This window comes from Brevundimonas sp. MYb52 (assembly GCF_002979535.1).
Lineage (GTDB): Bacteria > Pseudomonadota > Alphaproteobacteria > Caulobacterales > Caulobacteraceae > Brevundimonas.
In genome coordinates this window covers 570,880-597,184 of the sequence record NZ_PCPB01000001.1, presented here as the reverse complement: position 1 = coordinate 597,184, position 26,305 = coordinate 570,880, and the positions used below count along the sequence as shown (strand labels likewise).

At 66.5% G+C, this 26,305-nt stretch carries 26 protein-coding genes; 9 read left to right on the top strand and 17 right to left on the bottom strand.

Annotated features, from left to right (window positions below; translation table 11 throughout):
* The first annotated feature begins 8 nt into the window (after positions 1–8).
* Complete coding sequence (locus CQ039_RS02910) at positions 9–1,055, top strand: 2Fe-2S iron-sulfur cluster-binding protein (protein ID WP_105562200.1); 1,047 nt, start codon at positions 9–11, stop codon at positions 1,053–1,055.
* 77 nt (positions 1,056–1,132) lie between these two features.
* Here CQ039_RS02910 and CQ039_RS02905 read toward each other — a convergent pair whose 3' ends face one another.
* The gene (locus CQ039_RS02905; protein ID WP_105562201.1) at positions 1,133–1,327 is read right to left on the bottom strand and encodes a heavy-metal-associated domain-containing protein; all 195 of its coding nucleotides are present in this window, start codon (positions 1,325–1,327) and stop codon (positions 1,133–1,135) included.
* A gap of 162 nt (positions 1,328–1,489) precedes the next feature.
* Here CQ039_RS02905 and CQ039_RS02900 point away from each other — a divergent pair, with 162 nt between their 5' ends.
* The 4 genes from CQ039_RS02900 (at position 1,490) to CQ039_RS02885 (ending at position 5,226) form a co-directional block, all read left to right on the top strand.
* On the top strand, positions 1,490–3,988 hold the full coding sequence (locus CQ039_RS02900; RefSeq protein WP_105562202.1) for a heavy metal translocating P-type ATPase: 2,499 nt from the start codon (positions 1,490–1,492) through the stop codon (positions 3,986–3,988).
* Between the two features lie 63 nt (positions 3,989–4,051).
* A complete protein-coding gene (cueR, locus tag CQ039_RS02895) occupies positions 4,052–4,501 on the top strand; it encodes a Cu(I)-responsive transcriptional regulator (RefSeq protein ID WP_105562203.1) in 450 nt (149 codons plus the stop codon).
* Between the two features lie 120 nt (positions 4,502–4,621).
* Positions 4,622–4,816, top strand: coding sequence for a heavy-metal-associated domain-containing protein (locus tag CQ039_RS02890; protein WP_105562204.1), 195 nt, complete (start codon positions 4,622–4,624; stop codon positions 4,814–4,816).
* Between the two features lie 116 nt (positions 4,817–4,932).
* Positions 4,933–5,226: a DUF305 domain-containing protein gene (locus CQ039_RS02885; RefSeq protein ID WP_233190112.1), complete on the top strand. Its 294-nt coding sequence runs from the start codon at positions 4,933–4,935 to the stop codon at positions 5,224–5,226.
* Positions 5,227–5,348: 122 nt separating this feature from the next.
* Here the strand turns inward: CQ039_RS02885 and CQ039_RS02880 are convergent, their stop codons facing one another.
* The 11 genes from CQ039_RS02880 to CQ039_RS02830 form a co-directional block, all read right to left on the bottom strand.
* The gene (locus CQ039_RS02880) at positions 5,349–5,693 is read right to left on the bottom strand and encodes a helix-turn-helix transcriptional regulator (protein ID WP_105562206.1); all 345 of its coding nucleotides are present in this window, start codon (positions 5,691–5,693) and stop codon (positions 5,349–5,351) included.
* Positions 5,694–5,873: 180 nt separating this feature from the next.
* Positions 5,874–7,337 carry an efflux transporter outer membrane subunit gene (locus CQ039_RS02875; RefSeq protein ID WP_255413083.1) on the bottom strand — a complete coding sequence of 488 codons (1,464 nt, stop codon included), beginning with the start codon at positions 7,335–7,337 and terminating at the stop codon, positions 5,874–5,876.
* Between the two features lie 160 nt (positions 7,338–7,497).
* The gene (locus CQ039_RS02870) at positions 7,498–10,671 is read right to left on the bottom strand and encodes an efflux RND transporter permease subunit (RefSeq protein ID WP_105562208.1); all 3,174 of its coding nucleotides are present in this window, start codon (positions 10,669–10,671) and stop codon (positions 7,498–7,500) included.
* Entirely contained in the window at positions 10,668–11,876 is a 1,209-nt protein-coding gene (locus tag CQ039_RS02865; protein WP_233190113.1) for an efflux RND transporter periplasmic adaptor subunit, read from the bottom strand. The genes CQ039_RS02870 and CQ039_RS02865 overlap by 4 nt, the downstream gene beginning before the upstream one ends.
* 309 nt (positions 11,877–12,185) lie before the next feature.
* Positions 12,186–13,217 carry a cation diffusion facilitator family transporter gene (locus tag CQ039_RS02860; RefSeq protein ID WP_105562209.1) on the bottom strand — a complete coding sequence of 344 codons (1,032 nt, stop codon included), beginning with the start codon at positions 13,215–13,217 and terminating at the stop codon, positions 12,186–12,188.
* Between the two features lie 89 nt (positions 13,218–13,306).
* Positions 13,307–13,708 (bottom strand): DoxX family protein, encoded by a 402-nt coding sequence (locus tag CQ039_RS02855; RefSeq protein ID WP_105562210.1) that lies wholly within the window; start codon positions 13,706–13,708, stop codon positions 13,307–13,309.
* A complete protein-coding gene (locus CQ039_RS02850) occupies positions 13,705–14,898 on the bottom strand; it encodes an MFS transporter (RefSeq protein ID WP_199188414.1) in 1,194 nt (397 codons plus the stop codon). The genes CQ039_RS02855 and CQ039_RS02850 overlap by 4 nt, the downstream gene beginning before the upstream one ends.
* 500 nt (positions 14,899–15,398) lie before the next feature.
* Positions 15,399–15,764 carry a hypothetical protein gene (locus tag CQ039_RS02845; RefSeq protein ID WP_105568029.1) on the bottom strand — a complete coding sequence of 122 codons (366 nt, stop codon included), beginning with the start codon at positions 15,762–15,764 and terminating at the stop codon, positions 15,399–15,401.
* Positions 15,757–16,116, bottom strand: coding sequence for a hypothetical protein (locus CQ039_RS02840; RefSeq protein WP_105562213.1), 360 nt, complete (start codon positions 16,114–16,116; stop codon positions 15,757–15,759). The genes CQ039_RS02845 and CQ039_RS02840 overlap by 8 nt, the downstream gene beginning before the upstream one ends.
* Before the next feature lie 128 nt (positions 16,117–16,244).
* Positions 16,245–16,916 (bottom strand): hypothetical protein, encoded by a 672-nt coding sequence (locus tag CQ039_RS02835; protein ID WP_233190114.1) that lies wholly within the window; start codon positions 16,914–16,916, stop codon positions 16,245–16,247.
* Between the two features lie 67 nt (positions 16,917–16,983).
* A complete protein-coding gene (locus CQ039_RS02830) occupies positions 16,984–17,652 on the bottom strand; it encodes a glutathione S-transferase family protein (protein ID WP_105562214.1) in 669 nt (222 codons plus the stop codon).
* A gap of 83 nt (positions 17,653–17,735) precedes the next feature.
* Here CQ039_RS02830 and CQ039_RS02825 point away from each other — a divergent pair, with 83 nt between their 5' ends.
* Positions 17,736–18,173, top strand: a complete 438-nt coding sequence (locus tag CQ039_RS02825; protein WP_105562215.1) for a MarR family winged helix-turn-helix transcriptional regulator — start codon at positions 17,736–17,738, stop codon at positions 18,171–18,173.
* 44 nt (positions 18,174–18,217) lie between these two features.
* Here CQ039_RS02825 and CQ039_RS16780 read toward each other — a convergent pair whose 3' ends face one another.
* The 5 genes from CQ039_RS16780 to CQ039_RS02805 all read right to left on the bottom strand — a co-directional run bounded on the left by CQ039_RS16780 (position 18,218) and on the right by CQ039_RS02805 (position 21,776).
* Positions 18,218–18,349: a putative transporter small subunit gene (locus CQ039_RS16780; protein WP_233190115.1), complete on the bottom strand. Its 132-nt coding sequence runs from the start codon at positions 18,347–18,349 to the stop codon at positions 18,218–18,220.
* Between the two features lie 9 nt (positions 18,350–18,358).
* Positions 18,359–20,011, bottom strand: coding sequence for a sodium:proline symporter (locus CQ039_RS02820; protein ID WP_105562216.1), 1,653 nt, complete (start codon positions 20,009–20,011; stop codon positions 18,359–18,361).
* 502 nt (positions 20,012–20,513) lie between these two features.
* On the bottom strand, positions 20,514–20,834 hold the full coding sequence (locus tag CQ039_RS02815) for an AlpA family transcriptional regulator (RefSeq protein WP_105562381.1): 321 nt from the start codon (positions 20,832–20,834) through the stop codon (positions 20,514–20,516).
* 73 nt (positions 20,835–20,907) lie between these two features.
* Positions 20,908–21,183 (bottom strand): hypothetical protein, encoded by a 276-nt coding sequence (locus CQ039_RS02810; RefSeq protein WP_233190116.1) that lies wholly within the window; start codon positions 21,181–21,183, stop codon positions 20,908–20,910.
* Entirely contained in the window at positions 21,180–21,776 is a 597-nt protein-coding gene (locus CQ039_RS02805; protein WP_105562217.1) for a JAB domain-containing protein, read from the bottom strand. The genes CQ039_RS02810 and CQ039_RS02805 overlap by 4 nt, the downstream gene beginning before the upstream one ends.
* Positions 21,777–21,922: 146 nt before the next feature.
* On the opposite strand from CQ039_RS02805, the gene CQ039_RS02800 reads away from it, so the two are divergent.
* The 3 genes from CQ039_RS02800 to CQ039_RS02790 all read left to right on the top strand — a co-directional run bounded on the left by CQ039_RS02800 (position 21,923) and on the right by CQ039_RS02790 (position 26,239).
* A complete protein-coding gene (locus CQ039_RS02800; RefSeq protein WP_233190117.1) occupies positions 21,923–22,474 on the top strand; it encodes a thermonuclease family protein in 552 nt (183 codons plus the stop codon).
* 423 nt (positions 22,475–22,897) lie between these two features.
* Entirely contained in the window at positions 22,898–24,691 is a 1,794-nt protein-coding gene (locus tag CQ039_RS02795) for an ABC transporter ATP-binding protein (RefSeq protein ID WP_105562218.1), read from the top strand.
* A 495-nt stretch (positions 24,692–25,186) separates the two neighbouring features.
* A complete protein-coding gene (locus CQ039_RS02790; RefSeq protein ID WP_158255977.1) occupies positions 25,187–26,239 on the top strand; it encodes an extracellular solute-binding protein in 1,053 nt (350 codons plus the stop codon).
* Positions 26,240–26,305 lie beyond the last annotated feature (66 nt).

Sequence of the window (26,305 nt, the reverse complement as noted above, 5' to 3'; positions counted from 1 at the left end):
AAGCGGGCATGACAGCCAGACGCGTTGACATCCGGCAAGCCCGGATCCGTCCCGAAGTCCAGGCGGGTCAGACCCTCCTGGAGGCGGCGCTCGCCGCCGGCATTCCCTATCCTCACGGCTGCAGGTCCGGACGCTGCGGCGCCTGCAAGTCCCGACTGATCGAAGGCGAGGTGGAGCTTCTGCCGCATTCGCGCTTCGCCCTCACAGATGACGAAAAGGCCGATGGCCTGATCCTGGCCTGTCGGGCGCTTCCCCTGACGGATGCGGCCGTGGCCTGGCTCGGCGACGACGAAACTGACGCCGCCTTCCCCTCACGCCGCCTGACCGGCGTCGTGACCTGGCTTGAAGACCTCACCCACGACATCAAATTGGTCCGGATAGCCCCTCAGGACAGCGAGACCTTGCACTTTTCCGCCGGACAATATGCACAGGTCAGCTTCAACGGGGTTCCCGCCCGCAGCTACTCCATGGCCAGCCGACAGGGCGATGACAGCCTCGAATTCCACATTCGCCGTGTTCCGGGAGGCGCGACATCAGCGCATGTGCATGGCGTTTTGAGGATCGGCGACAGGGCCGAGCTCGAACTCCCTCTCGGATCTTCTTCCCTGCGCCAGCATCATTCCGGCCCCATCCTGTGCGTCGCTGGCGGCTCAGGGCTCGCGCCCATCAAGTCGATTGTCGAAACCGCCCTCGCCCACGGCATGAGGCAACTGATCCATGTCTACTTCGGGGTTCGGGCCGAGCGCGATCTCTACCTCGGCGCGCATTTTCAGGCGCTCGCCAGACAGCATGCCAACCTGGCCTTCACCCCCGTTCTGTCCGAAGCGCCGTCCGCGCAATATCGGAGCGGATACGTGACGCAGGCCGTTGAAGAGGACCTCGCCGATCTCAACGGCTGGAAAGCCTATGTCGCCGGCCCGCCGCAGATGGTGGACGCGGCAATGAAGGCGACCTTTGCCCTCGGCCTGCGGAGGGAAGACATGCACGCCGACGTCTTCTTTACCCAGGACGAGCCTCTAACGCCGGTTCGCTCTGTGACGGTCGAGACCCAATGAAAAGGCCCGCCGCGAGAATGCTCGCGGCGGGCCTCTGTTTCAGTCGCTGCTCCGGGCCAGACCTGAACCTCGACTTCTCAATCCGCAGCAGCCGGATACCCGGCCTCTTCAAGAACCTGCCGAACAGCGTCCGATGTCGCCGTCGTCTCGACCTTGACCGTCCGGGAGGCAGGATCGGTCTCAACCCTGGCGTTCGGATCGACGGACTGGATCGCCCGGGTCACGGATCGGGCGCAGCCCCCGCAGGTCATGCTCTCTATTCGGAGTTCCATGAGATCTCTCCTTTTCTGGGTCTCATGTCACTCAAGCTGGGGCTTCCAACCCTGTCAGGGTCAAGGGAATCCAAGCGAGAAAAACGGGTGTTGACCTTCCCATGGTTGGAAGCCCCAGCCTCCGTCCGAACTTGAAATTCGGAACGAGAAAAGGAGGCGGCTATGAATGCCCCCGTTCGAGCAACAGACTTCTCCGGAGCGATATCGCTCCCTATCGAGGGCATGACCTGCGCCTCCTGCGTCGGTCGTATCGAAAGGGCGCTGAAGGCCGTCCCCGGCGTTGAAACCGTCTCGGTCAACCTGGCGACGGAACGAGCCAGCATCAAGACCAGTTCGGTCGTCGCCCGCGACAGGCTTGTCAAAGCCGTCGAAGACTCCGGCTATTCAGTGCCGGAGCAGACCTCGGGCTCGGTCGGAGCCACGGAACTGTCGATCGAGGGCATGACCTGCGCCTCCTGCGTCGGCCGCATCGAGCGCGCCCTGAAAGCGGTCCCCGGGGTGACCGAGGCGGTCGTCAACCTGGCGACCGAGCGCGCCACGATCCAGGGAAGCGTCGAGGCCGCCATCCTGATCTCGGCCGTCAAGGATGCCGGATATGAGGCCAGGCTGATCGGCCAGTCCGCCGGCGATGGCGACGAAAACGCTGAGCGCGCCGAGAAGAAGGATGCGGAACGTCGCGAACTGACCCGCGACTTCACCATCGCGGCGGCGCTCACCTTACCGGTCTTCCTTCTTGAAATGGGATCGCACCTCATCCCGGGCGTGCACGGCCTCATCGAGGCGACCATCGGCATGCAGAACAACTGGTACATCCAGTTCGTCCTGACCACCCTGGTCCTCTTCATTCCAGGCATCCGTTTCTACAAGAAGGGCCTGCCGGCCCTGTGGCGCCTCGCCCCCGACATGAACTCGCTCGTGGCGGTCGGCTCTCTGGCCGCCTACGGCTATTCCCTGGTCGCCACCCTCACGCCCGGCGTCCTCCCGCCCGGCACGATCAACGTCTATTTTGAAGCCGCTGCGGTCATCGTGACCCTGATCCTGCTCGGTCGCCTGCTCGAGGCCCGCGCCAAGGGCCGGACCTCCGAAGCGATCAAGCGCCTGGCCGGACTTCAGGCCAAGACGGCGCGCGTCCGTCGTGACGGCCAGACGGTCGACCTGCCGATAAGTTCAGTCGTTGCCGGCGATATCGTCGAGGTTCGCCCCGGCGAGCGCCTGCCGGTCGACGGCGAGGTGGTCGAAGGCGCCAGCTATGTCGACGAGTCGATGATCACCGGCGAGCCGATCCCCGTTTCCAAATCTCCCGGCAGCGCGGTCGTCGGCGGCACGGTCAACCAGAAGGGCGCGATCGCCTACCGCGCCACGGCCGTCGGCGGCGACACCGTGCTTTCGCAGATCATCCGCATGGTCGAAGAGGCCCAGGGCTCCAAGCTGCCGATCCAGGCCCTGGTCGACAAGGTCACCATGTGGTTCGTGCCGGCGGTCTTCCTCGTCGCGGCGCTGACCTTTGCCGCCTGGCTCTTCTTCGGACCGTCGCCGGCGCTGACCTTCGCCCTGGTCAACGCCGTCGCCGTCCTGATCATCGCCTGCCCCTGCGCCATGGGCCTGGCCACCCCGACCTCCATCATGGTGGGCACCGGCCGCGGCGCCGAACTCGGCGTCCTGTTCCGCAAGGGTGAAGCCCTTCAACTGCTGAAGGACGCCAGGGTCGTGGCGCTGGACAAGACCGGCACCCTGACCGAGGGCAAGCCGTCCCTGACCGATCTGGAACTGGCTGCCGGGTTCGAGCGATCCAATGTCCTGGGTCTGGTGGCCGCTGTCGAGGCCCGGTCGGAACACCCGATCGCTAGCGCTATCGTCGATGCTGCCGCCGCGGAAGGCCTGCCCCTGCGGGCCGTCTCGGACTTCGAATCCGTCACCGGCTTCGGTGTCAGGGCCATGGTCGAGGGCCAACGCATCGAGATCGGCGCCGATCGTTACATGGTCGATCTCGGCCTCGACGTCGCCGCCTTCTCCAAGGTCGCCGAGCGTCTGGGCGACGAGGGCAAGTCGCCCCTCTACGCCGCCATCGACGGCAGGCTTGCAGCCGTCATCGCCGTCGCCGACCCGATCAAGGCGGCCACGCCGGCCGCGATCAAGGCCCTGCACGCGCTTGACCTCAAGGTCGCGATGATCACCGGCGACAACGCCCGCACGGCCGGAGCCATCGCGGCTCGACTGGGCATCGACGAGGTGGTGGCCGAGGTCCTGCCTGACGGCAAGGTCGAGGCGGTTCGCCGCCTCAGGGCCAGGTACGGCAAGGTCGCCTTCGTCGGCGACGGCATCAACGACGCCCCGGCCCTGGCGGAAGCAGACGTGGGCCTCGCCATCGGCTCAGGCACCGACATCGCCATCGAGGCGGCGGACGTGGTCCTGATGTCCGGCAGCCTGCAGGGCGTGCCGAACGCGATCGCCCTGTCGAAGGCGACGATCGGCAACATCCGCCAGAACCTGTTCTGGGCCTTCGCCTACAATACGGCCCTGGTCCCGGTCGCGGCGGGCCTTCTCTATCCGGCCTACGGCGTCCTGCTGTCGCCCGTCTTCGCCGCCGGCGCCATGGCCCTGTCGAGCGTCTTCGTGCTCGGCAATGCGCTGCGGCTACGCTCGTTCAAGGCGCCCCACTGACAAACCCTGCGGCAGCCGGCCCTGCCTTCGGGCCGGCCGCCGCACCCTCCAGGGAGAATACCGATGAATATTGGACAGGCTTCAAAGGCCTCGGGCGTTTCCGCCAAGATGATCCGCTATTACGAGCAGACCGGCCTCATTCCGGCTGCTGACCGCAAGGCGTCCGGCTACCGCGACTATTCGGACACCGACGCCTATATGCTGCGCTTCATCCGGCGCGCCCGCGACCTGGGGTTCTCGGTCGCCGAGATCAGCGACCTTCTCGGCCTCTGGCGCGACGAAACCCGCCAGAGCGCCGAGGTCAAGCGCATGGCCCAGGGCCACATCGACGGACTGGAAAAGAAGATCAAGGGCCTGCAGGACATGGCTCATACCCTGACCATGCTCGTCAACGCCTGCCACGGCGACCACCGCCCCCACTGCCCCATCCTGCAAAGCCTCGAGACCGGCACGAAGGATGAGGACCGGTCCATCCAGCCTCGCCGCGGCGCCGTCGCCCGTCCCATGCAATGAGACACGACCGCGCCGGCGTTTCGAGGACCAGGGCGTAATTCCCTCCGATCCAACGCTTGACCCGCCAAGCGTTGGAAGGGGCATTCCTCTTCCCATCACCTACCCGGAAGGAGAGCCTGCATGCAGTTTCAAATCGACGACATGACGTGCGGATCGTGCGTCAAACACGTCACCATGGCCATCGCCGCCATCGACCCGGACGCCAGGATCGAGACTGACACCGTGGCGCGCCGGATCAGCCTGGACACGACCGCCGACGCCGACGCCGTGATCAGGGCGCTCGCCGACGACGGCTACACCGCCCGCCTCCTCTAGCCCTGGAAGGCGCCTTCGCCATGCGAACCCTTCCACTCATCTTCATCGTCGGCGCCCTCGTCGCCGTCCTCTTCCTCACCCGCCCCCCTTCCAACCAGAAAGAAGCTCCTTCCAATATGGACAGTTCTCATCACGCGGCCGCCGAGCGCTCCAGCGACCCTGTTGTCGCCGCCTATCAGGCCGCCAACGACCGCATGCACGCCGACATGGCCATCGAGTTCACCGGCGACGCCGACGCCGACTTCATGCGCGGCATGATCCCTCACCACCAGGGAGCCATAGACATGGCCAGGGTCGCGCTCGAGCACGGCAAGGACCCCGAGGTGAACGCCCTCGCCCGAAACGTCATCACCGCCCAGGAAGGCGAGATCGCGATGATGAAGGCCTGGCTGGCCCAACGGGAGAACTAGGCCCGACGCCAGACACCTGCCCTGGTCCCTGCCCCAACTTCGGGCGCGCCGCATGTCGGCGCGCCTTTTTGCATGAGGCCCAGGTCTTGAGGTTCTTGAGACTGGAGACTGGAAGCGCGCCCTCAGTCCTCGGCGTGGTCTTCCTGGATGTGGCTGGCCATGTCGGTCAGGACGTCGCTCACGTGGCTGTCGGCGACTTCATAGAAGATCTGCCGCGACTGCCGCACGCCGCGCATCAGGCGCGCGCCCCGCAGGAGGCGCAGGTGATGACTGACCAGGGTCTGCGACAGGCCCAGGCTCCCGGCGATGTCGCCCACGGCTCTCGGCTGGTTCAGGCAGTACATGAGGATGCGCAGACGCGTCGGATCGCCCAGCAACCGAAAGGTTTCCGCCAGCAGCACCAGTTGGCCCGTCGAGAGAGATCCGGGTTCCGACGGAGAAACGGACGGAGAAGCGGCGTGGGACATGGGCCGGGCGCTCAGCTGCGATGTGTATGATGCGTGATCATGTCTTCATACATAGAGCATCATCCCGGCTTCACCAGCGCTGTTGCGATGGCCGGTCATCAGCGGTCGGGTTGCGCGCCGGAAGGAGAGCTTCAGGACCGGACGCGGCGAAAGCCGGCAGGCGTCCGGTCCTGACTGTCCTCAGGCTTCAGATTCAACAGAGCGGGCCGTAGTCACAGCGTGCTCCGTCCATCCGCCGCCGAGGGCCTTGTATAGATCGACGAGATTGCTCAGGCGCATCAGGCGCGCACGGATCAGCCCCTGCTGCGAGCTATAAAGGGTTCGCTGGGCGTCCAGGACGACGAGATAGCTGTCCTCGCCCTCGCGGAAGCGTTGCTCAGCCAGGTCATAGGTCGTCTGGCTCGCCTCGACCCTCAGCCTCTCCGAGTGGATCTGCTCATTGAACGTCCCCAGTCCCGACAGTCCGTCCGCCACTTCGCGGAAGGCGACCTGGACCGTCCGCTCGTAGCGGGCGACCTCGATCTGCTTGAGCAGATGCGCGCGATCGAGGCTGGCGCGCAGAGCCCCGCCCCTGAAAAGCGGCGCGGTGATCTGCGGCCCAAAGCTCCACGCCTGCGCGCCGGACGAAAAGAGGTTGTCGAGATCGCTGCTGGCCGAACCGATCGATCCGGTCAGGCTGACGGTCGGGAAGAAGGCCGCGCGCGCCGCGCCGATGTTGGCGTTCGCCGACATCAAGGCCTGTTCCGCCGCCCGGATATCCGGGCGACGGATGAGCAGGTCTGACGGCAGGCCTGGCGGCAAATCGGCCATGGCCAGGTCGTCCGGCAGGGTGACCGCCCCATCCAGGCCTGCGCTCAGCTCCGGAGTCAGCGGGCGCCCAAGAAGAACAACCAGAGCATTTCGGTCGCGTGCCGCCTGCCGCTGATAGGCGGCGCGATCCGCCTCAGCGCCGCGCAGGGCCGCCTCGGCCTGATGCATGTCGATCCGCCCGGCCTCGCCGGCCTCGGCCCGCTCCCGGGTCAGGGCGAAGGCGCGTGTTTGAGTCTCGACCGTTTCCTCGGCCAGACGCAGCATCGCCTGATCGGCGCGCAGCGTCAGATAGGCGTTGGCGACCTCGGCCATGAGCGAGAGCTGGGCCGACATCCTGGTCTCCTCCTGGGCCAGATAGGCGGCCAGGGCCTGATCGTTCAGGCTGCGGATCCGCCCCCAGAGATCCAGCTCCCAGGCCGAAACCGCCCCGGATGCCTGGTAGGCGCGGGTGATCTCGGGCGCTCCGGGCGGCGCGAGATCGGCCGGCGTGCGCTGAGATGTCGACGACACCACGCCGTCCAACTGCGGCAGGAGGTCGGCGCGCCGCACGCGATAGGTCGCCCGCGCCGTCTCGACGTTGAGGGCCGCAATGCGGATGTCGCGGTTGTTGTCGAGGGCGGTCTCGATCAGGGTCTGCAGGATGGGATCCTGGAAGAAGTCGCGCCAGCCGATATCGGCGGCCGCGCCGGCAAGGGAGATCGAGACCGCCGAACCATAGGCGCCCCCGGTCGGAAAGGCGCTTTCAACGGGCGCCGCCGGGCGTTGATAGGCCGGCGACAGGGCGCAGCCGCCCATGAGGGCGAAGGCCGTCAGTGCCGCAGCATGACGCGACAACCTGGAGGGATGAGCGCCTCGGGGGCGCAAGACGCCGCTTCCAAGCGAAGCGGCGGGAGGAACAGCAGACATGGCGATCCTTGAAATCTGGAGGTGAAGGCCCCGACCATCCGCCGCCGACCAGGCGGCGACGGATGGGGGCTGATTGAGGCTCTGGAGGTCAGTCCGGCGCGACCGCCGTCACCGGCGCAGCGCGAGGCTTCCCGCGCGTCGCGAAGCGGCGAACGGCGACGTAGAAGACCGGCGTCAGGATCAAACCGAAGATCGTCACGCCGATCATGCCGGCGAAGACGGCCACCCCCATGGCCTGACGCATCTCCGCGCCCGCGCCCGAAGCCAGCACCAGGGGCACGACCCCGGCGATGAAGGCGAGCGACGTCATGAGGATCGGTCGAAGGCGAAGCCGCGCCGCCTCAAGCACGGCGTTCAGCGGATCGACGCCCTCATCCTCCTTGGCGCGCGCAAACTCCACGATCAGGATCGCGTTCTTGGCGGCCAGACCGACGAGAACCACGAAGCCGATCTGGGTGAAGATGTTGTTGTCTCCCCCCGAGAGCCAAACGCCCACGATGGCGGACAGGAGGGCCATCGGCGCGATCAGCAGAACGGCCAGGGGCAGCGACCAGCTGTTGTACTGGGCGGCCAGGATGAGGAAGGCCAGCAGCACCGCCAGAGGGAAGACAAACATGGCGGTATTGCCGCCCTGCTTCTCCTGGAAGGTCAGATCGGTCCACTCATAGGTCATGCCGGGCGGCAGGGTTTCCGCGAGGATCTTCTCGATCGCCGCCGTGGCCTGACCCGAGGAATAGCCCGGCGCCGGACTGCCGCTGATGTCGGCCGACGGATAGCCGTTGTAGTGCATGACCCGGTCCGGCCCTGTGCTGCGGGTGACGGTGACCAGGGCGGATAGCGGGATCATCTCTCCGGCGGCGTTGCGCACCTTCAGCAGGCCGATGTCCTCCGCCTGCTCGCGGAAGGGGGCGTCAGCCTGAACCATGACGCGATAGGTTCGACCGAAGCGATTGAAGTCGTTGACGTAGACTGACCCAAGATTGATCTGCATCGTCTCGAAGACGGCGGACAGGTCCACGCCCTGGGCCTTGGCCTTGACGCGGTCCACATTGACCTGGACCTGCGGAGCATTGGTCTGGAAGCTGGCCAGCATGCCGACCAGTTCCGGCGCCTGCATGGCCTTGGCCATAACCGCTCCTTGCGCCTGGGCGAGCGCCTGATAGCCCAGGCCTGCCCGATCCTCGATCTGAAGCTTGAACCCGCCCAGGGCGCCGAGGCCCGGAACCGGCGGCGGCGGGAACACGCCCACGAACCCGTCGGGGATCTGGCTGAACTTGCCCATCAGCTTGCCGGCGATAGCGTTGGCCGAAAGTTCGGATGTTGTCCGCTCGTCGAAGTCATCGAGCATGATGAACATCAGCGCGGAGTTGGGCAGATTGGCCCCGCCGTTGGGCGAGAGCCCGGGGAAGGCGACCACGCTCTGGACGCCCGGCTCGGCCATGGCCGTGTCCGACATCCGTTTGACGACGGCCTCCGTCCGATCGAGCGATGCGCCCGTCGGAAGCTGGGCCACGCCCACCAGGAAATACTTGTCCTGCATCGGCAGGAAGCCGGCCGGAACCTGATGGAAGCCCAGCCAGGTCAGGCCGAGGAAGCCCAGATAGAGGATGCCGACGACGCCGCTGGCGCGAACGACGCGGCGCACCGACCAGACGTAGCGTTCGGACGACTTGTCGAAGAAGCGGTTGAAGCGCGAGAAGAAGCCGCCAAACAGGCGATCGATCAGGCGGGTCAGTCGGTCGCGCTTCGCATCACCATGGTGAGGACGAAGCAGGACAGCGGCGAGAGCCGGCGAAAGCGTCAGCGAGTTGATCGCCGAGAGAATCGTCGAAATGGCGATGGTCAGGGCGAACTGACGATAGAACTCGCCCTGCAGCCCGGACAGGAAGGCGGACGGAATGAAGACCGCCGCCAGCACGGCGGTGATGGCCAGGATCGGCCCCGTCACCTCGTCCATGGCCGCGCGCGCCGCCTCCTTGGGCGACTTGCCCAGGGCGATGTGCCGTTCGACATTCTCGACGACAACGATGGCGTCATCGACGACGATGCCGATCGACAGCACCAGACCGAACAGGGACAGGGTGTTCAGCGAGAAGCCGAACAGATGCATCATGGCCAGCGTGCCCACCAGGGAGATGGGTACGGCGACCAGGGGAATGATGGACGCCCGCCAGCTTTGCAGGAAGAGCACCACCACAAGGACCACCAGCAGGGTCGCCTCGAGCAGGGTCACGGCGACCGAGTTCAGCGAAGCCCGCACGAAGACGGTGGGGTCATAGGCGATCTCGTATTTCAGCCCTTCCGGGAAATCGGCCTGAAGACGCTCCATGGTCGCCCGCACGGCTTTCGAGCCGTCGAGCGCATTGGCTCCCGGGCTCTGCAGGATCTGCATGGCCACGGCAGGCTCGCCGTTGAGCAGGCTGCGCATGGTGTAGGCGTCCGACCCCATCTCGATCCGCGCCACGTCGCTCAGCTTGACGGTCTGACCGTCTGCGCCGGCCTTGACGACAATGTCGCCGAACTGTTCCACCGTGGTCAGTCGTCCCAGGGCGTTGACGGAAATCTGATAGGCCGAGCGGGCATCGGGCTGCTGGCCGACCGAACCGGCGGCCACCTGGACGTTCTGTTCGCGGATCGCGGCGACGACATCGCTGGCGGTGAGCCCCATGGCCGCGACCTTGGCCGGGTCTAGCCAGACGCGCATGGCGTACTCCCCGACCCCGCTGATGAGGACATTGGCCACGCCGGGCAGCCGCGCCAGTTCATCGCGAACGTTGAGGGCTGCATAGTTGGAGACGTGGAGCGGGTCATAGCGTTTGTCCGTGGCGCGCATGTGCACCACCATCAGGACATCGGGAGAGGTCTTGTCCGTGACCACCCCCATCTGCTGCACTTCCGGCGGCAGACGCGGCAGGGCGCGCGCCACCCGGTTCTGCACCTGGATCTGCGCAAGATCCGGATCCGTCCCCTGTTTGAACGAGATGCTGATCGACATCCGCCCGTCGCTGGACGCCTGGGAGCTCATATAGAGCATGTTCTCGACGCCGTTGATGGCCTGCTCGAGCGGCGCGGCCACGGTCTCGGCGACGACGTCAGGGCTCGCTCCCGGATAGGCGGCCGTCACCTGAACCATGGGCGGGGTCACAGCCGGATATTCGCTGAGCGGCAGGCGCAGGAGGGCCAGCCCGCCGGCGATCAGCATCAGCACCGAAAGCACGACCGCGAAGATCGGGCGGTCGATGAAAAAACGGGGAAACTTCATCGCGCCGCCTCCGCGGCGGGCGTCGCCGCTGGCGCGGCGGAAACGGCAACGGCGGCAGGCGCCTGCATGGGCGTGCGCTGAGGCGTGACCTGCATTCCCGGGCGCACCAGCCCCTTGATGACGATCGTCTCACCGGACTGCAGTCCGCTCTCCACGACGCGCAGCCCGTCCACGACCCGGCCGAGGGTGACGGGGCGATACTCGACCTTGTTCCCTGCCCCCAGGATCAGGACATAGGTCTGGCCCTGATCCGTGCCGACGGCCTGGTCGTCTATGAGCACGGCCTGACGCGGGGCGGCGGTGTCCAGTCGAACCCGCGCGAACAAGCCGGGCGCCAGCCGACCATTGGGGTTGGCGATCACGGCGCGGGCTCGCACCGTGCCCGTGCCGCGATTGATCTGGGCCCCGATGAAGTCGAGCACGCCCGAATGAGGATACCCCTCCTCGTTCATCAGGCCGATGCGCACCGGCAGTTTCGCCGTCGTGCGACCGGCGCTGTCCGGGCGCGCCCGGGCGACGAAGTCCAGATAGGTCGCCTCGTCTATGTCGAAATAGACCTGAAGCGGATCGACCGAGACGATCGTCGTCAGCACGGTCACGCCCGCTGTCGCCACATTGCCTTGGGTCGTCATGATCCGATCGACGCGGCCGCTGATGGGCGCGGTCACACGGGCATATGAGAGGTTCAAGCGCGCCGCGCTCACCGTGGCGCGGGCCGCCTGAACCTGGGCCTGCCTTTCGCGTTGCGTGGAGCGCGCCGTCTCCAGGGTCCGCGCCGAGACGGCGCCATTGGGCGCCAGGCGTTCGGCGCGACCGAAATCCGCCTCGGCCTGGGTCAACTGGACCTCCGCCTGCCGAAGCTGGGCCTGGGCGGCGTCGAGCGCGACCTGGAACGGCCGGGGATCCAGCTGGAACAGCACCTGCCCGCGGCGTACGAACCCGCCCTCGGGCACGCTCACGCTCTGGATCGGACCACCGACCTGTGGCCGCAATTCTACTGTTTCGGGCGACGCCAGGCTGCCGGTGAATTCGGCTGCCGGGGCAATCTCGCGGGTGATGGCCTGGGCCACCGGCACCGTCGGCGCCCCCGGCGCAGCGGCTGCCGCGGCGCCCTGCCCTGGCTGCCCCTGGGTCACGTAAATCAGGCCGCCGCCGACCAGCAGGCCGCCTGCGACGACCACCGCTGCCTTCTTCGATATTCGCATTCGTTCCGATCCCGAGGAGGGCCGCGAAATCCGGCCCATGCCGGGGCGCTCTCCTGCCGATCAGCGGTTGGTGCCAGCTACAACCCTTGTAAGGTCAAGCCTGCCCAAGGCCCGTTGTGCCATCAGCGTCTGCGCCGTTTCTACCGGCCTACGAACGGCTTCTGATGACGTCAGAAACAACCGCGCGCTCAAGAAAAAAACCCCGCAAGAGGCCTGATAGGCCTGCCCCGGGGTTCGACGCGAAGCGTCAGTCAGCGGCGGCTCAGCACGACCGACGGAGAGCGCCGCGCTCTCCATCGGTCTTGCCGATCAGTGACCCGGCGATCCGCACGCGCCCGGCTCATGGTCTTCGTGCGCATGTTCCTCATGAGGCGGATGGCCGGCCGGCGCAGGTTCGGACGAGAGATTGCAAGCGACGCTCCCTTCGTTCCAATCGACCGCGATCGTCGGATGCTCGATGTTGAACTCGGTCTTCAACAGCCGCTCCACCGCCTGGACCACGGTCCGCGCATCCTCATCCGTCGTCGGCCGCACGTGGAGGGTCGCCAGGGTCCGACCGGACGTGATGGACCAGACGTGGACATGGCTGACCTCGGCGACGCCTGGAACCGCCTCCTTCGCGCGCTTGATGATCGCGTCGGGCGCAGCGTCGTCGGGCGCCCCTTCCAGCAGAATATGCAAGGACTTGCCGAGCAGCTTCCAGGCGCTGCCAAGTATGAGCAGGGACACGACCACCGACAGGATCGGGTCGATAGGCGTCCAACCGGTGAAGGAGATAATGATGGCCGCAGCGACCGCGCCGACCGATCCCAGTAGATCGCCCATCACATGCAGGGCCGCGCCCTTGATGTTGACGTGCTCGGCGTCCCCACGTGTCAGAATCCAGAACACCAGGACGTTGACCAGCAGCCCCGTGACGGCGACGGCCAGCATCGGCCCGGCCAGAACCACGGCAGGCTCCTGGAAGCGCTGCCAGGCCTCGTAGACGATCCAGGCGACAATGGCGAAAAGCGTGATGGCGTTGATGAAGCCGGCGACCACCTCGAAGCGGAGGTAGCCGAAGGTTCGCCGGGAATCGGCCAGGCGCCGGCCAAAGCGGAAGGCGAGATAGGCCAGGCCGAGCGCCGCCGCGTCGGTCAGCATATGGCCGGCGTCCGCCAGCAGGGTCAGCGAGCCCGAAACCAGTCCCCCGACCACCTCGACGATCATGAAGGTGAAGATCAGGGCAAACGACAGCAGGACCTTGCGCTCATTGTCTCGGGTGACGGTTGGCGTGTGGTCGTGATCGTGGCCCGAGTGGTCATGACCGGCGTGGCCGTGACCCTGATGTGCGTGCGACATGGAATGCCCTTGGGAAGGAAGAAAACTGACATATGAATAAGTATTCATACGTCAGCAGTCAAACCAATCTGGGCCTCCTCCCCCTGATCTCAGCCGGCCGAAGCCTCACGGGTCCTCTGCATGAAGACGGTGGTCGTTATGAGGACCAAGGCCAGATTGGTCGCCACATGCCCCCACTCGAAAGACACCACATGGATCACCAGCATCGCTGTCTCCAGCGCCAGCATCGCCATCGCCGCCAACACGAGCACCGGGCGTCCCAAGGAGCGGGAGAACAGGGGCGCCAGCACCGAGATCGCCAGCAGAACCTCCGCCGCCCCGAGGGCGCGAACCACTTCCGGAGCGACATGGGCCGGCCACGACAGAAGAATAACGAGCATGTCCATGGGTTCGGTCAGCTTGGCGTAGCCGGCGGCCAGGAAGAACATCGCCAGCCAGCCCTGCAGGGTCCACAGCGCCAGGTTTCGATAGTTTGCAGGCCAGCGGGTCATGTCCCTTCAGTCCTGACATTGCGACCGCGCGCCGAGAACCAGACCGTAGCGAGGCCCGCGACCAGCAGCGCCGGGAAGGCGACGAGATTGACGATCGCCCAGCCCTGGCCGGTCTGGACCGCGCCGGCCGCCAGCGTCGCCACCGCTGTCGTGCCGAACACCAGGAACTCGTTGGCGGCCTGGGTCCGGGCGCGTTCGGCGGGCGCATAGGCTTCTGTCAGGAGCGTCGTGCCCCCGATGAACATGAAGTTCCAACCGATCCCGAGGAGCAGCAGCGACGCCTGGAACGCCGTCAGGGCCGAACCGCTGAGAGCGATCCCAAGGCTTGCCGCCAACAGAAGGACGCCGACGACCAGAATGCGCCGCACGCCGAAACGGGCGATCAACCCGCCCGTGAAGAAGGATGGCGCGAACATGCCGATGAGATGCCAACGCGTGACGCCTGCAGCCGCGTCGACCCCGTAGCCCGCCGCGACCACGGCGAGCGGAGAAGCGGTCATCACAAAGCTCATCACGACATAGGCCACGGCGGCGTTGAGCGCCGCGACGAGGAAGACGGGCTGGCGCATGATCGCCAGCAGGGGACGACCGCGCGCGTTCCCCTGCGCCTCGACCACCGGCGACGGCGCACGCAGGGCCGACAGCAGAACGATCGAGAGGAGCGCGAGCAGAGCGGCGGCGATATAGGCGCCCATATAGTCCGCGGCTGGCGCCAGCGTGCGGGTGCGCGCGGCGATCTCGGGGCCGATCAGGGCGGCGGCGACGCCGCCGGCCAGGACCCAGGAGACGGCCCTGGACCGGAAATCCGGCGCGGCGAGATCCGCGGCGGCGAAGCGGTAGTACATGGCCGACGCCTGAAAGACCCCCATAAGCGCATTGCCGAGGCAGAACAGGACGAAGTCGCCGCCGGCGATCCCCCAGGCCGCCAGGCCTGCGCCTGCGGCGCCGGCGAAGGCGCCGATCTGGAACCCGGCGCGACGACCGATCCGCGCCATCAGGAGCGACGCGGGAATGGTTGTGACGGCGGTGACCACGGTGATGAGCGCGACAGGCAGGGTCGCCAGGCTCGGGGACGGCGCGAGCGTCGCGCCGACCAGCCCCGAAAAGGTGAAGATCACCGAGACCGCAGACAGGTAGAGGGCCTGGGCGACGCCAAGGATCAGAACCGGCCGACGTGGTTCATCAAACATCCCCATGCTCTTGCCGATCATGTCCGCGACGCCGTCGGTGCGCCACGTCCAGGCAGGGCGGGTGCGACAGCCGCCCCGCGCGCTGGTTCAACAAGGCCGCCGCCTGACGCAGACGTCGAGCGCTCGATGCGAACAGGAACGGAAGCGCCTTGCGGCGAAAACCCGTCGGCCTTTGGCCGCAGGGCGATGATGGAGGCCATTGGAACCACTCCCTCTATGACATCCAAAGGGAAATGGAGTTTCCAACGATGGGCAGGTCAACCCCTCCCCGCCTCCCTTGGCGCCTCGGCCGACGGCCTCTTCAAACGACGAGCCGCGGCGCGCGAAGACCATGCGCCAGAGGCGGATCGCGCCGCACATTCAAGGGCTAAGGGTCAGGTGAGCATATATCGTCCGCTTTCCATCCTTAGTTGACATCTATGGTGCCTGCTTTCCGGCCTGGTGACCCAGGTCTGCTTTCGAAGCCAAAGCCCAGGACCGAAATCGACCCGTTACGGACCCTAGCAGACCGCCTTGCCTTCGTAGGCCTCAGCCAAATTCAAGAGAACTTGCCGATGATCGCCGGTCATTTCAGTTGCGTTGCGCACCAGATAGAATTCAGCGTCGTTTGCGATGACGCCCTTGCGGACAATCTTTGCAACGGCCTTGCTGAACTTCGCACAAACAGCGGAAAGCGAAGGTAGGTCAGCTGCCGACAGTTGGCGATCAGCTTCCACGATTTTGTCGAGGGGCCAGTTGCTGGTCATCTCCACGATGTCGCCTATCGCCATAGACAGGCCCCTGCGCGCTTTCGCGGGCGAGGTTTCTGCAAAGCGGTCAAGCACAACAATCGGATCGATGTCGGAACCCGGCACCACGTCAGGCATGGCCAATCGCACCATATACGAAAACCAGCCCCTCAATGCCTCGTAATCTTCGGGTTGAACTTGCGTGCTCAATTCCTGCACCCAGCAGGGTGCGAGTGCAATGTCCGCTAGCCTCGGCGACGCGAACCGCCGTCGTGCGTCTGGCGTCGAAAAACGTGCGCAAACCTGGCGAGCCGACGTCGATATAGCCTGACTGGATCTGCTCGGCGGTCGGTCTGCCGTCGGTCGCATCGTAGAGACGATAGAAGAGGTCGACGTCCGATATGTCGAGGGTCGCGCTCGACTGCGCCCGGACCGGACTGGACAACAGGCAGGTCAGAACCACGCTTGCCGTGAAAATCGATAAACGCATGTCCGTTTCTTTCGAATGTGAAGGCCGGGGCGCGCCGTTGCCTGGACGCGGCTTCGTCGGGGCGCTGCTTCGTCAGGGCGTCAGGGCCCCCATCGGAGACGCAGGGCGTGCAGGTTGAGCCTTGCGCCCTAGAGATCCGACTCTGGCGCAATGGTGTGGATCACCTCGCCGCTTGCGTTCAGGAACTCGATGGCTCCGAAGCCTCCTTCAGTCACCGTCAGACGCACACGCGGTTTGTCGTTCTTGTCCGACAGAGCCACCGTCGGCGTTCCGTCGGCGGCGACGGAAAGCTCCATCCGCGTGGGCGTCAGGACCCCCGGCACCAGCGCCCCGCCCAGTCCCGGGTCGCGGATCAGGGGCGGCGCCTGATTGATGACAAAGCTCACCGACCCGTCCGGGGATACCCGCCAGCCGATCGCGTCCATGGCCGGGTGGTCCAGGGCCAGGACGGCCGCGCCGCCTTCGATGTCCGCCGTGCCGAAGCCGCCGCGCTCGCTGCCCTTTTCATCATAGATGACCAGGCCCGCGACATCGAAGGCTCGCTTGTATTGAATGCCGTCGATGATCGGCGCCGGGGTTGTGCCGGCCAGGGTCATGCGGATCGTCCCGTCGGCGTCGACGATATCGATGCGTCGGGCGATGATGCGGTCATGATCCGGCGTAACGACACGCGTTTCCGGCGTGCGCGTCTCGATGATTTTTTCCAGCACCTCCAGCGAAGGTCGGCGCGGGCTTTCCTGAGCGACGGTCTGCCCTGCGCAGATTGCGGAGGCTGCCAGCACAAGCGGAAGCAGTTTCATTGGTGTTCTCCAGACGCGGGGCCGAGCCGGACGGCGGCAGGGGCTGTGAAGACCTCGCAAGCCGGGGTCAGCCGGCTGCGGAAGGCTTCGCGGCTTCATGCTCGCGGAACGGTTTCAACTGATCGGCCAGGGCGCGCTTGAACGCCGGACGCGCCTCAGCCCGGGAGACGTAGCCGGCGAGCCGGGGAAAATCGGCTACGATGTCGGTGTGGCGCAGGTCGCGCAGGACATGGACCATCAGGATGTCGGCGGCGCTGAAGCGGTCGTTGGCGAACCACTGACGCTCCCTGAGCGCCGCCTGCAACTCGCCCAGGCGGCTGCGCAGGAAGGCCTCCGCCTCCGGTCGGCGAGCCTTGGCCCAGGCCTTGTCGGCGTGGAACAGGTCGATGCCGGCCAGCTCGGCGACGAAGGGCTCGACGCTGTTCATGGCCGCGAAGAGCCATGTCATGACCAGGGCCCGGCCCGCGTTGTCGGACGGCATGAGCTGGTCCGAGTGCTCGGCGATCCACAGGACGATAGCCCCGCTCTCGAACATCTCCACCTTGCCGTCGCTGTAGGCAGGAACCTGGCCGAACGGCTGAATGGCGCGATAGGCGGGCGTGGACTGGTCCTCAAACCCGATCAACCGGTCGTCGTAGCCAAGCCCTGCCTCCTCCAGCGCCCAGCGCACGCGGATGTCGCGGACAGACCCCTGGGCGAAGGGCGGCACCCATTTGAATGCTGTGACCTGGATCATGTGACGTCCCTTCCCTCCCTGCCCGCGCACTGGTCCACGCAGGCCTTGTTGACCAATAAGTTGATATCAACATATAATCCGTCATGTCAAACGACGTTGCGCCATACAGACTGACCCTGCACATCCGCGATCATTGCCTGTGCCTTCACGCACAGCGGGCGGCGCGGGTCCTCTCACGACGGTTCGACGACGCCTTTCGTCCCTACGGCATCACCAGCGGGCAGTTCTCGCTGATGAACGGCTTGAACCGCCCGGAACCCCCGACGATCGGCGCGGTCGCCGAGCTTCTGGCGATGGATCGCTCCACCGTGACAGCGAACCTCAAGCCGCTGGAAAAAGCGGGCCTCGTCTCGGTGTCCGTAGATCCGAACGATCGTCGTGGCAGGCGGGTCGCATTGACCGACAAGGGTCGCACGGTGCTGGGCGCGGCCACCCCAGTATGGATCAGCGAGCATGCGCTCATCGAGCGTGAAATCGAGAGCGGCGACGATTTGAGAAAAGCCCTGCTCGCCATCGCCTGACCTGGGCGCAATGACATCCTCGCAGGACGCGTGCGGCCTCAGATTCAGATCATCGCCCTGCCCTCGCGGCGCGCCTCTCGCCATTCCCGAAAGAAGGCCCGGGCGATGAAGAGAAGGACCGCCGCCACAATGACGGGCCAGACCAGGACGTAGGCGGTGAGCCAGAAGGCGCTCATGATGGACTCCTAGTTTGAGGACGAAGAAGGCGCGACGTCGAAGTCGCCGGTGCGCGCAGCGATCCGGTCGAAGTCAAAGGCCGTGCGATTGCGGAAGGACAGCAGGACACAGACGATCGTGCTGACCGCATAGGCGATCAGCGAACTGCTCAGCACGGCGTACTGGTGCAGGAAGCCGATCGCGAAGGGGGCGACAGCCAGGGTCGCGACCACGCCGACGATCCGCGCCGCCCGCGCTCCAAAGAAGCCGAAGGTCATCAGCCCCGCCACCACCCCGACGCCGATCACCGCCAGGACGTCGAAGGCGTAGGCGGTGACGCCCTCCATGGGCAGCCAGCCGAAGCGAACGGGAACGAACAAGGCCAAGGCCGCCAGGACCGATAGCGAGAAGGCCCGGTTCGTCACCTTGTCCCAGTAGAAGCTGGCGATGACCGGGAAGACCAATGCGCCCCAGACGGCGCCCACCAGGACCAGAAGATCCAGGATGTTCATCCGACCGCCCGCGAAATAGAGGGCGGCGGCGGTGGCGGCGACCATGGTGACCCGGCCGATCAGCAGCATGGTCCGCGGGTTGGCCTTCCTGCCGGACGCCTGCCGTCCATAGACGTCCGCCATCATGATCGACGACAGGGCCGACAGGTCGGAGTCCGCCGTCGAGGCCAGCGACCCGATGATCATGATGAAGAAGACGCTGAGCAGAACAGGGCCCAGGTATGTCCCCGCCAGTTGAGGGATGAGGTTATTCACATCGCCGTCCATCGGCGCGATGCCGACATAGAGGGCGACCACCCCCAGCATGCCCACGCCGATCACCGTGGCGCCGTAGCCGATAGTGGCGATGATGAAGGTCGGCTTGATCAGGTCCTCGCGCACGGCGAAGAGGCGCTGGGCGATGGTCTGGTTGCCGATGGCGTAGGCCAGGACGGCGGCGATATAGGGCGCGCCCTGATTGAAGAAGGCGTCCGACGAGAAGAAGGAGCCCTGCTGCGGCGTCAGGTTGGCGGCCCCTTCGATGAAGACCGCCGGCCCGCCCACCGCGAAGAAGACCGCCGGGATAATGATGACCACGGCGCTCAGCATGGCGCAGACCTGGACAAAGTCGGTCAGGACAGAGGCCCGGAAGCCGGACCACAGCGTATAGAGCAGCACGCCCCCAGCGATCACCGCGATCCCCTGGCTGAAGCTGAAGGGCGACAGCATGGCGATCAGCGCGCCGCCCGCGATGAAGTTGGACGTCAGGCTGATCAGACTGCCCAGGACGTTGGAGCTGGCCAGCATCAACTGGCTCGACCGTCCATGGCGCGCATACATGACCTCGGCCAGGGTATGGGCCCGAGGCGCCACGGCGCGGATCCGCCTGCCGTAGGGATAGATGAACAGGATCATCAGCGCGCCCCACAAGCCATAGTGGATGGGCCCTGACACGCCGTAGATGTAGCCCGAGGTGGCCGAGGCGTACATCGACGCGGCCCAGATCCAGGTGGCGGTCATCGAGGCCGCCGAAACCCCCAGGCCGATGCCGTTTCCGGCCGTCATATAGCCGTCGGCGTTCTCCTTGCGTCGGCTGATGGACAGCGAGATCAGAAAGGTCCCGCCGAAGAAGATCGCCAGCAGGGCGACCGTCAGCGGTCCGCCCAGTTGATGAAGTTGTATGTCGCCCACGCCTGTCCGCGCTCCTGTCTATCTGGAGGGTCCGCCACAGCTCGCCCATGAGCGCACGTCGCAAGGGATCGCGCCGCGCCAGGCGCCGGCGGACGATCGTTTCACAGGTGCGCAAACGTCCGACCCCGGCCAGACGCGAATGATGACGGCGCCGTCGATGCAGCGCCGCATGCAGCCGCCTCGTGCAGGCCGCGTGAAGACCATAGATTGGATACGGCGACGCTGAGATAAACTTTTTGTGCGACGCAGTAGATACGGCCTAAAAATTCAGGTTGAACGCAATCCACTCCGCAGCGCCATAAGTCGACAGACAAAGGACTTGCGCGCCGTCAGACACAGACATCTCAAGCGATTTTGAAGCGCCAAAATAATATCCATACCCTGCGTTCGAACCCACCAACCATTGACTCAAACGCCCCTCACCCCCTTAGCGCACCACTGAACGAAACCAACTGCGGCTGACGTGCGAGCCGATCGTTGATCCCGCCCGGGAAGGCCTGTCTCAGAAGCCGAAATCAATCTGATCCGGATGCACCGGACGCCGCTTGCGAACCCGATCCGGCGACACGCGCAAGGGAGGCTCGGACGGCTCCAACGCGGGGACCGCCGCGGGCGCCTCCCCAGTCGTTCGCCTTGCGCGAGGCCCCGTCCCCGGAAGACGGGGCCGCGCGGGCGAGCGCAAACGCCCTGGAGGCCGCGCCCGCTTCCAGGCCGTCAGCTCGCTTTCCCACCAGCCGACACGACCCGGCGAAAGCGCGACGGGATGCGGGAAGGCGCCCGCCTGTTGCAGGCGCCAGGCTGTCGACCGGCTCAGACCCGTCATGTCGTGCACAATCGCCCAGGCCAGCAGGCGGTCCTCAGGCCCGCCGACCGCGGCCGCATCGCCCTCGCCTGTCTCAGCCACGGCGACGCGCCTGGGCGGCGGCCGGCGCCCCGCTTCGCACCTCGGAAATCTGGGACAGAGCCCAGCCCCGAAGAAGTCCTCTTGGATAATAGGGTCTGGCCCGGACGTGCCGACAGGGCGGACCATCGCCGCCGACCGACCAGAGCCGCGCCAGGGTGGCCGGCTTCAGCCGCACCCCGAATTGCGCCAGATAGGCGGAGGCCTCCTTGCGCGTGAGCAGGTCGTCGTCGCCGCCTTCGGCCGCCCCCATGACACGAGCCTCGATCATCCGCCGCCCTCCGGGCTTCGGCAGGCGCGCGACGAACGCACCTCGCGGCCGGCGGCGAGCGCCAGATAGCAGGCGATCACGGTCTCGACGTAGGCGCGGGTCTCCGCGATGTCCGGCACGCGCCCGAGGCGGGCCACCCGGCCAGGCCCGGCGTTATAGACCGGGGCGTGGTCGATCGTGCCGTCAGCCCTTAGTTCCTCGCGGATCAGGATGTTGCGCTTGTTGAGATAGAGGGCCCGAAACTGTTCTCGCGGGGCATGGGCCAGGGAGAGGCGCAGATAGGTCAAGAGCGCGCTCCAGGACGAGAGGACGGGTCGCCTGCAGGCCTCGGCCCGGCCCATGGCCAGGGCCAGGGCCCTGACGCTGGCGAAACTGGCCACAGCCCCGGGCGGCAGACCGGCTCGCGCCAGGGCGGCGGCGTCCGCGGCCGCCACCCCCGCCAGCCCCCCAAAGGCCGTGATCAGGGCGGCGGCGGCGTCCCGTCCCGACCCCGGCAGCTCCCGCTGCAGTAGGGCCGACAACAGGTCCAGATCCGCCGCCTCCTCATAGGGTGTAGCCGAAATGGTGCAGTCGAAAGCGACGAGCGAAGTCATGGCGTATTCCTCCCTGCGCTCCCGAGCGGAGCGCCCCCGAGCGCCCTTTCCTTCTCTCCGGTCCGAGGACGCAATCCTCGCCCGGCCCAGGGCGGCGATCAGACCCGGCACACGCCCCGTTCACCTGTTCGCCCTAGGCTGGGCGCATGAGACGCTTCAGACCCTCGCGCCCCGCAAGAATGCGTCGCCGCGACCGGCGCTTCCTGGCCGTGACGGCGCTGGTCGCCGTGGCGGCCTTCCTCGTCACCCTGAACTGGCCCCAGGCCGAAGGGCTGTTGAACCCGCCCGCCCCGTCGCCGCCCCTGCCGTTGACGCCTGCGACGGCTTCGCCTCCGAGGGCGCCGACCGCCGGCGCCGCCTTCCCGTGCGTGGTCGACCATGTGAACGACGGCGACACCTTGCGATGTCGCGACGGGGTCCGCGTCAGGCTGCACGCCGTCGCCGCCCGTGAAGCCAACGAGACCTGCTCCCCCGGCCATCCCTGTCCCGCCGCCAGCGGAGCGTCGGCCACGGCGGCGCTCAACCGTCTGGCCGCCGGCAAGACCCTGACGTGCGACCCCGTCGGCCGCAGCTACAAGCGCATCACCGCCATCTGCAGCACGCCCGAGGGTGAGGAGATCAACTGCGCCATGATCCGCAGCGGGACCACCCTGGTCTGGGACAGGTTCGACCGGCAGCATCCGATCTGCCAGGGCTGAGGGAAGATCAAAGCGCGATCCCCAAGAACGACTGGCCCCGGTACGGCCGGCGACGAATTCCCATTCGAGACGCCTACGCCAGGGCCCGGCGGGTTTCTGCTCGTACTTTTGCCCGACGCCAGCCGATCCTGCCCGTCTGCGCGACCCCCACGCCTGCGAGCTCGGACGAGGCATGGATCAAACAGTCGCACCCCTCGCATCTCACGAAGACATTGCCGCCGAAATCCGAGCCTGATAGTCGTGAGGCGCTCAGTTGTTGCAGGGAAAAGGAGGGCATGATGATCGACAAGACCACGCCCGTCCGTACCTTCCTGAAGGTCTTCGGCCGCCTCGGCCGCTGACGCTCCCTAGCGGCTCTATGCGTAGCCGCGCTCCTGATCATCGCTGACACAAGGACCGCGCGGATCTGCGCGGTTATTTCTCATGACCGACCATGACGACGCCGACGCGCGCCTGCGCGCGTCCGTACTGCGCACCGTCCTCGCCTTCACCTTCCGCCTGTGGCGCCGAACCCCCTTGCTGGCCGCCGCCTGCGCCGGGACGATGCTGCTGGCGACCCTCACGGAAGTCTTCGCGCCGCTCTACGCCGGGCGCATCATCGACGCGGCCGGCCGGGGCGATGTCAGCGCCACCTGGGCGGCCTTCGCCGTCATCACCGCCCTGGGCGCCGCCATGGTCGTCTTGCGCCACCTCGGCTGGTGGGCGATCACGCCCCTGACGCTGAAGATGATGCAGGACGTGACGCAGGAAGGCTTCGCGCGCGTCCAGCGACTGTCGACCGACTGGCACGCCAACGCCTTCTCGGGCTCGACCGTCCGACGCATCACGCGGGGCATGTGGGCGCTCGACACCCTGAACGACGTGCTGCTGCTCTCGCTTCTGCCGTCGCTGACGGTGCTGGCGGGGACGGTCATCCTGCTGGCCTTGCACTGGCCGATCCTGGGCCTGGTGATGGGCGTCGGCGCCATCGCCTACATAGCCCTGACTGTCGGCCTGGCGACACAGGTGCTGGCGCCGGCCGCGCGACTGTCGAACCAGTGGGACACCCGGATCGGCGGCATACTGGCCGATGCGATCGGCGCCAACGCCGTGGTCAAGGCCTTCGGCGGCGAAACGCGCGAAGAGGCCCTCCTGGCGAAGACCGTCGCCAAGTGGCGCAAGCGAACGCACCGGACCTGGATGGCCTTCACCTGGGCCGGCTCGGGACAGATCGCGCTTTTGTGGCTGATCCGCCTGGCGGTCACGGCCGTGGCGCTGTGGCTGTGGATGCGCGGCCAGGCCAGCGCCGGCGACATGGCCTATGTCATCACCAGCTATCTGGTCCTGAACGGCTATCTGCGCGACATCGGCATGCATATTCACCAGCTTCAGCGTTCGGTGAACGAGATGGAGGAGCTCGTACAGCTTCACCAGGAACCGCTGGGCGTCCCCGACCGCATCGAAGCTCAGCCGATCCGGGTCAGGGACGGCGCCATCCGCTTCGACGACGTCACCTTCCACTACGCGGGACAGGAAAGGCCGTTGTTCCGAAACCTCGACATCGCCATTCCTGCGGGTCAGCGCGTCGGGCTGGTGGGACGCTCAGGCTCGGGCAAGACCAGCTTCGTCAAGCTGGTCCAGCGCCTCTATGACGTCAATGAAGGCCGGGTGATGATCGACGCACAGGACGTGGCCCACGCGACCCAGGCGTCCTTGCGCCGGCAAGTCGCGATCGTGCCGCAGGAGCCGATCCTCTTCCATCGCTCGATCGCTGACAACATCGGCTACGGCCGTCCCGGCGCCACACCCGAAGACATCCAGCGGGCCGCGCGCTTGGCCAATGCGCACGATTTCATCGCCCGCCTGCCGAAGGGGTATCAGACCCTGGTGGGCGAGCGGGGGGTCAAGCTGTCCGGGGGTGAACGCCAGCGCGTGGCCATCGCGCGGGCCTTCCTGGCGGACGCGCCGATCCTGATCCTGGATGAGGCGACATCCAGCCTCGATTCCGAGAGCGAGGCGGCGATCCAGGAGGCGATGGAGCGGCTGTTGATCGGCCGCACCGCCATCGTCATCGCCCACCGGCTGTCGACCGTCCGGGCGCTGGACCGCATCCTTGTCTTCTCAAGCGGCGAGATCGTCGAAGACGGAAGCCATGACGACCTGCTTCAGGCCGGCGACGGTCACTATCGGCGCCTGTTTGAGCGTCAATCGGGGAAGACGCCTGAGATCATAGAGTAGGCCAAGACGACGAGGGCGTCATTGCGACGGGCGCCCTCTTCGACGCCAGGGCGCGAGCGAAAAGCGCTGAGGCGTTCGTGTGAAGCCCCCCGCGCAACCCTCAATGATGCCCCAGCGCGCGAGGCCCGATCGAAGGGTGGAAGAGCCCACTCCACCCCAGCCCTTTGTTCAGATGTCAGACGACGAAATCCGCCTGCAGCGCGCTTTTCGGTGACCGGACTCGGCATAGACGAGGCGCCGTAGACGATCCCTTGCAGCGGCGACAGATCACGGCTGTCCAGCTCGGGACGCTCCAACAGCATCTGCAGCATGGTCGGGACCAGGCTGGACCTTCCTGGGAGCGAGCGTCGTCGCCGGCATAGCCGCTCTCGCCGCACTGGTTCTGGGCGATCGACCGGTCGAGAGACTGCGGCCAGTGGTCGCGACCGCCCCTTGGACATTGAGAAACGTTCTCAATCCAACTACCGCCAATCTGTCTTTAGCTGGAGAGGCGCCATGAAGCTTCGCATCGTCACACTCGCCGCCGTCGCCCTGAGCGCCCTGTCGCTCGCGGCCTGCGGCCAGAAGGAAGGCTCCGCCGACAAGGCTGGCGAGGCCGGGGTGCTGAACCTCTACACTGCTCGCCACTATGACGCCGACCAGAAGCTCTACGATCTGTTCGCGCAGAAGACCGGCATCGACGTCAAGCGCATCGAGGGCAAGCCCGACGAACTGATCGCCCGCATGAAGGCCGAGGGCGCCAACAGCCCGGCCGATGTCTTCATCGCCGCCGACGCGGGGGCCCTGTGGCGCGCCCAGGACGCGGGCCTGTTCCAGGCGGCCGACTCCGACAGGCTGAACCAGACGATTCCCGCCAACCTGCGTGCGCCCGACGGCCAGTGGTTCGGCTTCTCGCGCCGCGCCCGCGTGGTGGCCTACGACCCCGCCAAGGTGAAGCCGGAGGAGATCGACGACTACGCCAAGCTCGCCACGCCCCGCTTCAAGGGCAAGCTCTGCGTCCGCTCGGGCGACAACGTCTATAATCTGTCCCTGGTCGGCGCCCTGATCGAGGCCTGGGGGCCCGAACGCGCCCAGCAATGGGTTGAAGGTGTCGTCGCCAATCTGGCGCGCCCGCCCGAAGGCGGCGACCGCGACCAGATTCGCGCCGTGGCGGCGGGAGTCTGCGAAGTCGCCCTGACGAACAGCTACTACTTCATCCGCATGGCGTCCGGCGACGACGCCGGCGACCGCCAGATCGCCCAGAAGCTCACCCTAGGCTTCCCGTCGCTGGACGGCCAGGGTTCCCACGTCAACATCTCGGGCGGCGGCCTGGCGGCCCATGCGCCCAACCGGGAGAACGCCGTCAAGTTCCTGGAATTCCTGGCCTCGCCGGAAGCCCAGGCCATCGTCACCCAGTCCAACTTCGAGTTCCCGGCCGTGGCTGACGCTGCCCCGGCCGAAGCGGTCGCGCCCTACGCCGGCTTCAAGGCCAACCCGATGTCTGTCGCCCGCTATGGCGTGCTTCAGGCCCAGGCCCAGTCGATGATCAGCGCGGCGGGCTGGCGATAAACACGCCCCCCGTCAGCCAGGGCCAGAAGGCCCGCCGCGCTGGTCGCGGCGGGCCTTCGTCGTTAC